At 37.3% G+C, this 13,508-nt stretch carries 9 protein-coding genes and 3 pseudogenes; 9 read left to right on the top strand and 3 right to left on the bottom strand.

The genetic code is table 11. The annotated features are described in order from the left end of the window. Positions 1-70: 70 nt before the first annotated feature. The gene (locus A3835_01235; protein ORI08947.1) at positions 71-760 is read left to right on the top strand and encodes a cytochrome-c oxidase; all 690 of its coding nucleotides are present in this window, start codon (positions 71-73) and stop codon (positions 758-760) included. A 157-nt stretch (positions 761-917) separates the two neighbouring features. Next, positions 918-1,369, top strand: a pseudogene (locus tag A3835_01230) (hypothetical protein). 84 nt (positions 1,370-1,453) lie between these two features. On the opposite strand, the pseudogene A3835_01225 reads toward A3835_01230, so the two are convergent. Further along, positions 1,454-2,055 (bottom strand): annotated as a pseudogene (locus tag A3835_01225) (hypothetical protein). 162 nt (positions 2,056-2,217) lie between these two features. Between A3835_01225 and A3835_01220 the strand changes: the two are divergent. Continuing rightward, a complete protein-coding gene (locus tag A3835_01220; GenBank protein ID ORI08946.1) occupies positions 2,218-3,417 on the top strand; it encodes a 2,3,4,5-tetrahydropyridine-2,6-carboxylate N-succinyltransferase in 1,200 nt (399 codons plus the stop codon). An 11-nt stretch (positions 3,418-3,428) separates the two neighbouring features. Continuing rightward, a complete protein-coding gene (locus A3835_01215) occupies positions 3,429-3,923 on the top strand; it encodes a hypothetical protein (GenBank protein ID ORI08945.1) in 495 nt (164 codons plus the stop codon). Positions 3,924-4,298: 375 nt separating this feature from the next. Here the strand turns inward: A3835_01215 and A3835_01210 are convergent, their stop codons facing one another. Next, complete coding sequence (locus A3835_01210) at positions 4,299-6,110, bottom strand: glutamine--fructose-6-phosphate aminotransferase (protein ORI08944.1); 1,812 nt, start codon at positions 6,108-6,110, stop codon at positions 4,299-4,301. 3 nt (positions 6,111-6,113) lie between these two features. Beyond that, entirely contained in the window at positions 6,114-8,609 is a 2,496-nt protein-coding gene (locus A3835_01205; protein ID ORI08943.1) for an ABC transporter ATP-binding protein, read from the bottom strand. 113 nt (positions 8,610-8,722) lie between these two features. On the opposite strand from A3835_01205, the gene A3835_01200 reads away from it, so the two are divergent. The 5 genes and pseudogenes from A3835_01200 to A3835_01180 all read left to right on the top strand — a co-directional run bounded on the left by A3835_01200 (position 8,723) and on the right by A3835_01180 (position 13,470). Continuing rightward, positions 8,723-9,784: an aminofutalosine synthase MqnE gene (locus A3835_01200; GenBank protein ID ORI08942.1), complete on the top strand. Its 1,062-nt coding sequence runs from the start codon at positions 8,723-8,725 to the stop codon at positions 9,782-9,784. Between the two features lie 12 nt (positions 9,785-9,796). After that, entirely contained in the window at positions 9,797-11,089 is a 1,293-nt protein-coding gene (locus tag A3835_01195) for a guanine permease (GenBank protein ORI08941.1), read from the top strand. A gap of 12 nt (positions 11,090-11,101) precedes the next feature. After that, complete coding sequence (locus A3835_01190) at positions 11,102-11,542, top strand: nicotinate phosphoribosyltransferase (protein ORI08940.1); 441 nt, start codon at positions 11,102-11,104, stop codon at positions 11,540-11,542. A 9-nt stretch (positions 11,543-11,551) separates the two neighbouring features. After that, positions 11,552-12,768: pseudogene (locus A3835_01185) on the top strand (hypothetical protein). Beyond that, on the top strand, positions 12,769-13,470 hold the full coding sequence (locus tag A3835_01180) for a carbamoyl-phosphate synthase large subunit (protein ORI08939.1): 702 nt from the start codon (positions 12,769-12,771) through the stop codon (positions 13,468-13,470). It abuts the pseudogene before it with no gap. Positions 13,471-13,508 lie beyond the last annotated feature (38 nt).

Below are 13,508 nucleotides of genomic sequence, written 5' to 3'. Positions count from 1 at the left end.
TTAAATTTATCCTAATCTTTTCAACTGCTTTTAGTTAAAATAATAAAAAATTTTAAGCCAAGGAGCTAAAATGAAAATTTTATCACTGCTTACGGCGCTACTTTTTGGAGCGGTATGTGGCTTTGCAAATGACGGCAAAGTAAGAAGTATCGACATCTACGTCACGCCTTACTACTCAGCAAATGCTGGCAAGGTGGAGTACGTCAAGGTCTATGACAAGATAGATGAGCTTTTAAAAAGTGGCAAAGAAGAGGACTTTAAAAAGGCTGAAAAGATCGTGCAAGACGCCCCACAAATGGTCTCTCCGATAACTCTTTTTGTCCTTTCAGCTCGCGCATACGATCTTGGACTTCGCGATGATGCGGTATTTTGGTTTTATGCGGCAAAAAATCGCGCGATCTTGCTAAGAGGCGTTATAGACATGGAGGGCGAGAAATTTACTGACGTGGTGGCCGCGATAGGGGCGTTTATGAAGCTTGTTGGCGACGTGGTCAATCCTTATGCATTTTGCGATATCAAAAAGCAACAAGAGATCGCTGATAAAGCGCTTGGATGGACTAAGAAAAATGCCTATGAAGCGATGTTCTCGCCAGAATTTAGCTCGCCTCACGAAGATAGAAAAGCAGTCCTTGCAAAAGGCATAGAAAAGCTAGAAGCCCGCAATAAAAAAGAGAAAGATTACTTTTTAGATAAAGATAATCTTGCTAACTTTAAAGCTATGCGCAAGCAAAATGGCACTGATGAGAAATTTTGCTTCTAAATAGCGAGAAAAACTGAAAATTTGCTTGTAAATTTAGCTTTTGCTTTATGCTAAAAGGGTAAATTTACAAGCTATCTCTATTTTATGTCACGACAGATTTGCTTAAATTTCGCTCTTTTTCGTAAGAGTAGCAAAACCACAAAAATGAGAATAAAAAATGACTTTAAAATTTGGCAAGCTTGAAAAAGTAGTAACGGATGAAGGTTTTATTTGGTACGCGGAGACAGAGCTAAAAAGCGAAATTTTTGGCCAAGTGCTCTTTTGCCTTATCTCGGCAAATGGGCAGATGTGGATGATGAGACGATTTTGCTTGTGCAGCGTATCGCTCAGGATATCGACCGGTACATAAAAGACGCACTTACGTTTTTGCGAGAGAAGCTTAAGCAAAAATGCCTTTTGAACAAGGATGAGCTTAGAGCGCTTGATGTGCCAGTTTGCGATCTGCCGTTTAGCTCGCCTCAATGCACCTTTTATGCGCATGATAAGCAGTGGCTGATGAGGTTTGCCGATGGTGCGCTTGATATTTGCGAGCCTTTTGGTATTGGGGTGATTTTTGAAGGTGAAAAGCCACTTCGTTTAGAAAATTTAGAGCTTAGCCAGGAGTGCTAATCGCGGATAAATTTTGCTTTTAAATGGTGAGATAAATTTGGTTGCTGTTTTAGGTTTTTAGCCCAAAACAGCAAAAATTTGCATTTATGCGTTGCAGCAGCAATAATCACTTGGATCTTTTTCTTTTGTTATCCTAGCTCTTAAGTCGTGACGGATGATCTCTATCGACCAAAACCATATCATGTGGCCGACAAATTCAGATACATGCTCGTACCAAGGAAGTGTCCAAAGTGGTGGAGTAAGCCCTAAAATAGGTAATGTGATCACGTGAACAGCGATATTTACGATAATGCCAACTAGTAAGCCTTGCCATATTGTAATCTTTGGAAATTTCTCAGCCAAAACACAATAAGCAACCGCAAAAACGATCGAAAATAATATATGCGTCATCATTACGTAGTTAAACGCATGCCCTGCAAACTCGTAAATGGCGGCATTTGGATCGCTACGCCCAAATAATCCCTTAAAAATACATAAGGCGGATTTAAGAAATTTCTAGAGCAATCGATCGCATCGGCTGCTCTAATGGCACTCTCTGGTCCGCAAGCAGCGTTAAACATATCCATCGGACTTCTTGGAGGGAGTGGGAATTCTGCTCCCCATTTGACAAAGGCTGAGACAACGCCAGCGACAAGGCCGATCAATGCAGCCAGAGCAAATCTAGGTTTTGTTACTAAATTTGACATTTAAACTCCTTCTTTAAATTTGCAAAATCTTATTGCAATTTACTTTATGATAAAATTAATCATTATTAAAAACATAAAAATATTTAAAATTTTAATGGACTTAAAATCATAAAATTTTTAGCCATTTTTGGCTAGACTAAGAAAAAATTTAAAGGAGAATAGATGTCTAAAGAGTTTAAAGATGCAAATGATTTTAAGGAATTTTTTGAAGAATTTAGAAAAAAAGATGGCTATAAAGATCCGCTTGCTTTTGGTATCGCTAGGATCGATCGTGGACAAAAAAATACAGATAAAATTTTGCAAGCGACTTTTGCTGTTGTAAATTACAAAGAGAGCTTTTTAAGCGCAGCTGCTTATATTTATGCTTTGCAAAAATGTGATGTTAAAGTTGATTTTAATGGCTCTGAATTTGTAGCCGATCTTACTCCAAAAGTGGTGAAAAAAGCTAGTAAGCTCTTTAGTGTCTTTGAAAAAGAGATAAGCTCTCATAAAAATGTACAAAATTTACATGCCGTAAAAATAGCATTTGATGACGATCTTGAACTAAATGAGAATAAATTTAAACTTGTATTTTTGTTTGATGATGCAAAACCACTTAGCGTGGAGGCCGTATATCTCAAGCTTTATTTGATATCGCTTGGCAAGGTCGCACCTAGGACGATTGTACTTGATGGAGCCTTTGGTGCGTTACCAAATGTTGCATGGACTAGCCAAAATACGCCAATTGAGCTTGAATGGCTAAGAGAAAATGAAATTTCTCTAAAGATGTTTGGCGAATATCCAGCGATCGTTAGCGTCGATAAATTCCCAAGATTTTTAAGTCACATCATCCCAGCTGATAATACGAGAATTTTAGACTCAGCCAAGGTTCGCATGGGCGCTGCCGTGTATCCTGGCACAGTCGTTATGCCAGGTGCTGCCTATATTAACTTTAACGCAGGTACAACCGGTGGGGTGATGGTTGAAGGTAGAGTTAGTAGCTCTGTCGTAGTTGGCGAGGGTAGTGACGTAGGTGGCGGAGCTAGCATACTTGGCGTGCTAAGTGGCACAAATGGCAACCCTGTAAGCATCGGCAAACACTGCTTGCTTGGGGCAAACTCAGTTACGGGCGTGCCTCTTGGCGATAACTGCATCGTGGATGCTGGCATAGCAGTGCTTGAGGGCACAAAAGTCTATATATCAGCTAGCGAGCGCGAAAAGCTAGCCAAACTAAATCCAGAGTTTAAATTTGAAGCTGAAATTTACAAAGCGCTTGAGCTTGGTGGGCTAAATGGACTTCATTTTAGACAAAATAGCCAAACAGGCCAGATCACTGCAAGTGCGAGCAAAAGGGCGATCAAGCTAAATGAGGCACTTCATTAAAAGGAGCTAGCATGAAAGTTGGCATTTTGATGTTTGACAAGCTAAATCTACTAAGCTTTGCCAAAATTTATGATTTTTTACATAAATTTGAGGATTTTAATATCAAGACCTACGCACTAAAGCCTGAGATAATCGATGAATCTGGCGTCAGGCTCCATCCAGAAATTTATGCTGAAAGCCTTTATGGTGTGGATATTTTAGTCGTACCAGATGGCGTTGGAGCACTTGGATTAAGATACGATGAGATATTTTTAAGCTGGGTTAAAAGCTCAGCGAGTGCAAAATTTAAGATAGGGTTTGATCTTGGCGTGCTCATTCTTGGTGGGGCTGGATTTTTAGAAGACAGAGAAGCTTGCATAAGAGGCGGGTACAAAAATGCACTTAGTGACTACTGTGAGGTAAATGACGCTAAGATGTGTGAGAGTAGGGGTGTCATAAGCGTTAGTGAGTTTGATGAGAGTATCAAAGAAAAGCTGGCAACGATACTAGGTAAAGATAAATTTTAAGAGTTTTGAGCTTTAAATTTTTTAGTTTAGTGGGTTAGAAAAAAGGCTTTTTGTTAAACATCTCCTTTATCCTTAAAAGAGAAGATGCCAACAAGATCGGGCAATATCCACTTTTTGATTTTTAATATCGCACATCATTTTAAAATACTCCAGTGTGATATTCTTATCCTTTTTACTTAACTGATTAAGTTTTTTAGTCACATCAAAAATGATATCTATGCCACCATTTTTTATTGTCATGGCAAAGTATAAAAAATTAAACTAAAGCTAGATAAATTTTAGCTGGATCGTGTTCTTGCAAAAACAGCATTTCATAAAATTTAATGCAAAATATCAACTAAAATTTAACTAGCCAGTGTTTACTGGCCAGTTAAATTATTCGACAGTTACGCTTTTTGCGAGATTTCTTGGCATATCGACGTTGTTGCCAAGTCTAACAGAAATTTCAAGCGCAAGTAGCTGAAGCACAAGCATCATCTCAAAAAATTCGCTCATATAATGATCTTGAACGCTTGTTTTTACGTAGTCATCGCTTAGCTCAAACTCAAGTGGACTTATCGCTAGGATATATGCATCTCTTGCAGCAAGCTCTTCGACGTTGCTCTTTGTTTTTTCGTAAAGTAAATTTTGAGGCATTAAAGCGATCGTAAATAGCTTCTCATCTGCAAGCGCGATAGGACCGTGCTTCATTTCGCCTGATGGATAGCCCTCGGCGTGAAGATATGAAATTTCTTTAAGCTTTAACGCACCTTCTAGTGCTAGCGGATAGAAGATATCTCTACCGATAAAGAAGAAGCCATGACCGTGTAAATAGTGCTTGCTTAGGCGGTGAAGCTTCTCTTGAAGAGAGTTGTTGATATTTAAAATTTGTGGAATGTGAAGAAGCGTTTTGATCTCGTGATCAAGCTCTTTTTTACTGATAGACTCTTTTGCTGCTGCCATTTGAAGCACAAGCATCCAAAGCACGATGATCTGCGTTGCAAATGCCTTTGTACTTGCCACACCTTTTTCGATGCCAGCGCGAGTTAGAAGCGTATTATCAGCTAGTCTAACGATAGATGAGTTATCGACGTTACAAATCGCAAGCGTCTTTAGCCCAGCCTCTTTTGCGATCCTAAGTGCCTCAAGAGTGTCGGCTGTCTCGCCACTTTGTGAGATAACGATGAAGAGCGAGTTTTTGTTTAGATAAGGCTTTCTATATCTAAATTCGCTTGCTACTTCGACCTTTGTTCTAACTTTAGCAAGTCTTTCAAAAAGATAGCTTGCAACAAGCGCTGCATGATAGCTCGTACCGCACGCACAAAGCACGACATCATCGATACTTTTTAGATATTCATCGTCTAAATTTTCAAGGGTGACTTTGTGGTTTTTAACCCTGCCCATGATGGTTTCAGATACGACTGCACCTTGCTCGTAAATTTCTTTCTCCATGAAAAATGTATAGCCCTCTTTTTGGGCATAGCTTTTGTCTTTTGGCAAGGCGTTAAATGTTATGCTAGCCTTTTTGCCGTGCTTAAAGACTACGATCTCGTCTAAGCTCACGTAGCCGTAATTATTATCATCAAGATATGCCACTTCTGTTGCATTTCCAATAAGTGGAGCGTCAGATGAGGCAAAATATAGCTCTTTTTTGTCGCTCTTTCCTATCGCCATAGGAGCAGCGTCTTTTGCGAAAAATATCTTACCAGGTGCAGTTTTAGTGATAAGTAGCGTTGCATACGCCCCTTTTAGCTTCGAAATAGTTGCCTCATAGGCTTTAAAAGGATCTTTTTTTTCTTTTAAAATTTCTTCAAAAAGGTGTACGATCACTTCGGTATCAGTCTGGCTTACAAATTTAACGCCCTTTGCCTCAAGTTCATCTTTAAGTTCTTTATAGTTTTCGATGATGCCGTTATGCACGACAAATGAGTGCTCACCAAGGTGTGGGTGAGCGTTTATCTCGGTTGGTTTGCCGTGAGTTGCCCAGCGTGTGTGACCTATTGCCACACCAAAGCCTTCTGAAGCAAAGTCTTTTGTTTTTAGGGCTAAATTTTCAAGCTTACCAACAGCTTTGAAAAAGTCGATCTTGTTATCGCTCATCACAGCCATACCAGCACTATCATATCCGCGGTACTCTAGCTCTTTAAGTCCACCTAGTATGATCTCTTTTTTCTCTTTATTTCCGATGTATCCTACGATTCCACACATTTTTTACTCGCTTATTAATAAATTTAATATCTCATCACCCTTGCTCTCAAGACGCTCGTTTTTCTCGATCAAAAATAGGTTTCTCGTTCTATTTTTAACCGTCTGAATTCTCGCGCTCGTGATTTGAAAGCTCAGTCTATCAAAAACACCCATCACATACGCCATAAGCCCACGCTGATCTTTTGCATTGATGCTAAGTTTGGCGTAATCTTTTGAATGATTTAGCTCGAAGTTTATCTCATCTTTGTTAATATTTGGTTTCAAAGGCTCTCTTAAAGTCTCGCTATTTAGAGATATTAGAGCCAAGTTTTTAGTAATTTCAAGCTCCTCTTTTTTTATATTTTGGTTAAAATCAAGCCTAATGTAAAATTTCTTCTCAAATAGCTCAAAAATCTCCATATATGCAAGATCAAATTTGGCAAATTCATAGAGCAGGGCGCTTAAATTTAGGCTCTTTTTCGTATAAATTTGTATGCTTAAATTTTTAGAGTTATTTATAAAAATTTCTGTCGTATTTAGACTATCTGCCACCTTGCTTAAATTTATGATCTCGCTCGCACTATATTTTGCAAAGACTAGATTTGATGTTATCTTAAAAATTTTATCTTGCAAGCTTGGTGTAAGCGCTAAAAATTCACTGTTTCTTTTTATTGACTGCTCTTTTTTGACTCTTCTTGTTGCCTCATCAAGTAAGTTTTCATCGCCAAATGCATTTAATGAAATTTCATAAAGCTCTCTTAAAAGCTTTGCGGTGTAGGCGTTATAAAGCTTTTCGTTTGTTGCGTTTATTACACAGTAGCTCAGGATGTAAAGTAGCTTTAAAACCTGCTTGTCACCTAGCTTTGAGATGAAGGCAAAGATAACGCGTTGCGAGTAGATGTCCTCTCTGTTTGAGACATTGCTCATTAGGGTGTGATATTTTACAAGCGTAACTCCGATATTTACGGCCTTTTGGCTTAAATTTAGCTTGTTTGCGTAGGCTCTAAAGATATTTGCTCCGATATTTGCGTGGTCTTTGCCAAGCCCCTTACCAACGTCGTGCATTAAAGTCACGATCTTTAGCATCGTCTTGCCCTCCAAGCAAAGCTCGGTATAGAGATTTTTTATAAATTTATCTTTTATATTTTCAAGAAATTTTACACTTAAAATACTATGCTCATCGACCGTAAATTCGTGATAGCCATCATACTGAGCTAGCTGGCTGATGTGTTCCATTGGTTTTATTAAAATTTGTATCATTTGCGCATCGAGCAATGATTTTAAAATTGCGTAGGAATTTTTTCTTAAAAATATCTTTTTAAACTCGCTTATAGCACGCTCTAAGCCGCTTTTTGTGATAATGGCTCGCTTGATGTAAAAGATCGCGCTTATATCAAATTTATAATCCACATCTTTTAGTTCTAAAAGCTCGGTTATTAGATTTTCAATAAGAGCTGGCTTTTTATGAAGTGGCACGTAAATAACGCCATTTATTTCGTAAAAGCCATTTTTTAGCCTAGCAAATTTTCTCTGATCAAAATTTAGCTCACTTTTAAAAAATGGCCTACAAAGAGAAGCGACGATAAACCTTGAATAAATAGCAACATTATTCATTGAGCTTAGCATTTTTTGGCTGATGACGCTTTCGTTGTCTTGAAGTTTTTTGGACTTTGTCTGCATGAAATTTGTCGTGATCTCAACGCTTGAAGCGCTGAAAGTATCAGTATTTTGAGTTAAATTTAAAGCACTTAGCAAGCTTAATAAAAAGTCCACATTTAGGTTAAAGCTAGCGATCTCTTTTTCATTCATCACTTTTAGGGCTTGAGACCTAACAGAAACGTCGCTATCTAGGCAGTTTAGTATGCAGTTTAGGTGATAAATTTCATCTATCCCGCCAAAGCCACTTTTTAAATTTGGCTCTTGGGCTAAGTAGCTGATGCTAGAAAACGGCAAAAATGCCTTTAAATGGTAGTTTAAAAAGGCTTTTTTATCAAATTCTTTTAATTTTATGATCTCGCTTTTTACTAGACGGTAGAGACTTTTTGAACCACAGATATATCGGACTTGCGATGTTTCGCTTTTAAATTTGAGATCGTCTTTGTAATTTGTAAAAATTTCATCTATTTCAACGCTTTTTATATAAAAATTTATTCCAGAGCTACTTAAAATTTCGCTAAATTCTTTTAAGAAATTCTTTATGTTGTAGCCTTTTAAATTTTTATAAACTAGTAAAATTTCTAGCTCACTATTTGCACTTATTAGCGTCTGAGCGTACTTTCCGGTGGCTAAAACGCCAAAGGCAAAGCTATCATTTTGCGGAATGAAATCATCAAAAAACTCTCGCATTGTTTCATTTAAATAAGATTTTATAAAATCATCATATTCTTTTGCTAAAAAATTTGCAAAATTTCTACCCTGATTTTTTTGAAAATGTTTTGGTAAATTTGCCTTAAAATCAAGAAATTTCTCTTTGATCTTTGAATAATTATCACTATTTTTGGCACTTTTATCAGCTAGCATTTAGTGTTTCCATTGTTAAAAATATCTTGGCAAATGTTACATAATTTTTGCAAAAACAAAGCTTTATTTGCTTATAATGAAGCCTTAAGTTCAGCTTTAGGACGATATAAATAATGAATCTATTACAAAAACTAGAAAGTGGCGAGAGATTAAGCAAGCAAGAGGCTTTTTCGCTTTATGAGCTTGATCTTTTTACCTTGGCTAAATTTGCCGATAAAAAGCGCAGAAAACTGCACGGCAACAAGGTCTTTTTTAATGTAAATCGCCATATCAATCCAACAAATATCTGTGCTGATATCTGTAAATTTTGCGCATTTTCAGCCCACAGAAAAAATCCAAATCCATACCTAATGAGCCACGAAGAAATTTTAAAGATCGTTGATGAGAGCGTGAGCCACGGCGCAAAAGAGATACACATCGTCTCCGCCCACAACGCAACTAGCGGCTGGCAGTGGTACTTAGAAATTTTTAAAAAGATAAAGGCAGATCATCCAGAGCTTCATGTAAAGGCGATGACGGCGGCTGAGATTGATTTTTTGTCAAGGCATTACGGCTTAAGCTACGATGAGGTGATAGAAAAGATGCTCGAATATGGCGTCGATAGCATGCCAGGCGGCGGGGCTGAAATTTTTGATGAAGAGATCAGGGCTAAAATTTGCAAAGGCAAAGTAAGTAGCGAGAACTGGCTAAAGATCCACAAAATGTGGCACAATCACGGCAAACAAAGCAACGCAACAATGCTTTTTGGCCACATAGAAAGTCGTGAAAATAGGATCGATCACATGCTAAGGATAAGGGACTTGCAGGACGAAACTGGCGGATTTAACGCATTTATCCCACTTGTCTATCAAAGAGAAAATAACTACTTAAAAGATGTGAAATTTCTAGGATCAGCTGAAATTTTAAAGACTATGGCGATATCTCGCTTGGTGCTTGATAATGTCCCACACATAAAGGCATACTGGGCTACATCGACCTTAAATTTAGCGATGATAGCGCAGGAATTTGGCGCTGATGATCTTGATGGCACGATAGAAAAAGAGAGCATCCAAAGTGCAGCTGGCGCAAATAGCGCAAATGGCGTTACATTAAAGACATTTTGCGATCTCATAAAGACATCTGGTTTTACGCCGGTTGAGCGTGATAGCTTATATAACGAACTTAAAATTTACTAAAAGGAGCTTGGGGTGAAATTTTTTGACTTAGCACAAAACAAAACTAGTGTGAAGCAGGAATTTGGAGCGGGACTTACGACGTTTTTGGCGATGATGTATATCGTGCCGGTAAATGCGATCATTATGAGCAAAACTGGCATGCCTTATGAGGCACTCATCACTGCAACAGCGCTAATTACCATATTTTCTACTGTATTAAATGGTCTTTGGGCGAACACGCCAGTTGCGATGAGCGTTGGTATGGGGCTTAATGCTTATTTTACATTTGGTCTTTGCATCGGTATGAAAGTGCCTTGGCAAACGGCTCTTGGCGTTGTTTTCTTAAGTGGTGTGATATTTGTCGTGCTTTCGTTTACAAATTTTAGAATGTGGATAATTAGATCCATCCCACTTGATCTAAGAAGGGCGATAAGCGCTGGCATAGGCACATTTATCAGCTTTGTGGCATTTCAGCAAATGGGTTTTATTGTAAATAGCGACGTAGTTTTGGTTGGTATAGGAAATTTCAAAGATCCAAACGTACTTCTTGGCGTTTTGGGACTATTTTTAGTTATTTTCTTTTGGGCGTGGAAGATAAAGGGCGCGTTTATCCTAGCTGTGCTTGCTACTTCAGTAATAGCTTGGGTGCTTGGTATCGCTCCTCATCCAACAGAAATTTTCTCAACTCCAGCCTCTATCTCTCCGATATTTTTAGAGCTTGACATAAAAGGCGCGCTTAGTCTAGCCTTGCTGCCAGTTGTTATCACATTTTTTGTGACCGATCTTTTTGACTCGATAGGCACACTAGCTGGTGTAGGCACGAGGGCTGGAATTTTTGATGAAAACAAAAAAGATGGCGTCGTAAAACTTGAAAAAACTCTTGAAGCTGACGCTATTGCTACGGCAGCTGGCTCACTTGTAGGCGTAAGTACGACCACATCGTTTGTAGAGAGTGCTAGCGGTGTAGAAGAGGGCGGTAGAACTGGTCTAACGGCTGTATTTTGCGGACTTTTATTTATACTTACATTATTTATGTTGCCACTTTTTAAAGCGATTCCTGGCAATGCCATTTATCCGATCCTTGTGATGGTTGGCGTGCTTATGTTTGCTGAGCTTGCTAGTATAAATTTTAAAGATCCAGCCATTGCTGTTGCGACATTTTTCATAGTTGTGCTCATCCCGCTTACTTATTCGATCACAAACGGCCTTGCATTTGGCTTTATGTCATACGTCATAGTTAAGCTCATAAAGAGAGAATTTAGCGATATAAATTTAGGCGTAGTCGTGCTAGCGCTCATTAGTTTTATCGTATTTTTAGTGCATTGATAAGGAAGAAAGATGATATTTTATAGCTACGATGAATTTGCCGTTGATACTAAAAAGATGGCAAAACAGATAAAAGACGAGTTTGATCCAGAGGTGATACTAGCTGTGGCAAGAGGCGGTCTAACGCTTGGCCACTCGCTAGCTGTTGCGCTTAATAATAGGAATTTATTTACCCTAAATTCTATCCATTACGAAGATACAAATAAGCTTGATACTATTAATATCTTTAACGTACCAGATCTTAGCAAATACACTAAAATTTTGCTCGTCGATGATATCATCGATAGTGGAGAGAGCATGGTCGAGATAAAAAGAGAGCTACTTAAGCGTTATCCAAATTTAGATATCAAAATAGCGACCGTCTTTTATAAAGAGAAAGCTCTGCTTTTACCAGAATTTAAGGTAAAAGAAGCTCACGATTGGATCGAGTTTTTTTGGGATATACATATTTAAGGAAAATTTTTGCTAGATAAATTTAGAGAATTTGTTGGACATCACGTCGCCTTTAGCGTATTTTTAATATGTTTGATTGATTGTATATTTTTACTTTATACGGCAAATTCTCTTAGCATAAGTTATAGTGAAGCTGAAATTTTTTTTAACAAACAAAATTTTCTTAGTCATGTTTTAAACTTAAGCGTTCAAATTTTTGGTCAAACAGATATTGCTCTAAGATCTGTGATGATTGCTTTTCATGTCATAAGTGTCGTTTTATGTATAAGATAAGCAAATTTTACATTAAATTAGAGTTTGACAGACTTATTGCGGTATTGTTTTTTATCTTACTTCCTGGCACGTTAGCTTCAGCTCTTATCGTCAATAATGCTGGGCTTTGCGTTATGCTGGCGCTCCTATGTATATACTTTTTCCATGTTAAAAATAAAATTTTATTTGTAGTATTTTTTTGCCTTTCTTTTTTTATAGATGGCGATTTTTTGATATTTTACGCAGGATTTTTTATATTTTCACTTTATAAAAGAAGGCCTCCGCTTGCTTGGCTAAGTGCTATTTTATTTTTACTCACGCTTTACTTTTTTGGCTTTGATACAAATGGTAGGCCAAGTGGGCATTTTATCGATACTTTTGGTATCTTTGCCGCTGTTTTTTCACCGTTTGTTTTTATCTTTTTTGTCTATACTATTTATAGAATTTGGGTTAAGGAAAAGAAGGATCTTTTATGGTTTATTGCGATTTGCTCATTTTGCTTTTGTATGATAGTCTCAGTGCGCCAAAGGCTAGAGCTTGAGCAGTTTTTGCCGTTTTGCGTGATCGCAACGCCACTTATGGTAAGAGTTTTTTTTAATTCGTATCGCGTAAGATTGCCAAAATTTAGAAAAGGCTATAAAATTTGTACGACTTTAGTGATGCTTTTTCTGGCTATAAACTGGTCGATGATTGTATTTAATCAAATTTTTTACCTATTTTTGGATAATCCAACAAAGCATTTTGTCTATAAATTTGATATTGTAAAAGAGCTTGCTGATAAATTAAAAGAAGCGGAAATCAAGGATTTATACACTGACAATAAAAAGCTTGCATTAAGACTTAAATTTTATGGTATAGATGTAAGAGATGAGTCTAAAAATTTATTATTAAGCGTCGATCTAAATGGAAAATCAAAATTTTGCATAGAAAAAATGGGAAAAGTAATTGCAAATTTTGACATAAGAGGCAGGTAGATGCATAAAAACAAGGGTTTTACTGTTATAGAGCTTATCTTTGTAATCATTGCCGTTGGCATACTTGCAGCAATGATCATACCAAGGCTAGAAATAAACGGAGCCAGAGAGGCAGCTACACAGATGCTAACGCATATAAGGTACGCCCAGCACCTTGCCATGCAAGATGATAAATTTGTACATTCAGAAAATGAAAAATTTTGGTTTAAAATGAGATGGGGGATAGCTATTAATGACACTAATTTGCAAGAGTGCTCTGTAGATGAGCCTGGGGTTAAATCTTGGAAATATAGTATTTTTTATGATAAAAGAGGTAGTGGTAATAAATTTAGTGGCAACTTAAATTCCAAAGAAGAGGTTGCCATCGATACACAAAAATCAAACAAATTCTTAAGTGCGGGCTGGAGAGGCATTCCTCAATCCTATTGCAATAAAATTAATACAGATTTAAATATCGAGAAAAAATATGGCATAAAATCAGTTAAATTTATTGGTAGTTGTGGAAAAGGCAAAACGCAAACCATTGATTTTGACGAATTAGGTAGGCCCATGAGAGTGGTGAGTGTTACTAACAATAAAGGAGAAAAAAGACCTTATTCAAGACTATTAAAAGGTGATTGTAAGATAGTTTTAACAGATAAAAATAATAATGTAGCCTCTATAAATATAGAAAAAAGAAGTGGATACGCATATATAAACTAAACCCTATAAATCCATAATAAAAATACATACTTTAAAAT

The sequence above is a fragment of the Campylobacter concisus genome, assembly GCA_002092835.1.
Classification (GTDB): domain Bacteria; phylum Campylobacterota; class Campylobacteria; order Campylobacterales; family Campylobacteraceae; genus Campylobacter_A; species Campylobacter_A concisus_K.
This window is presented reverse-complemented; position numbering and strand designations above follow the sequence as displayed.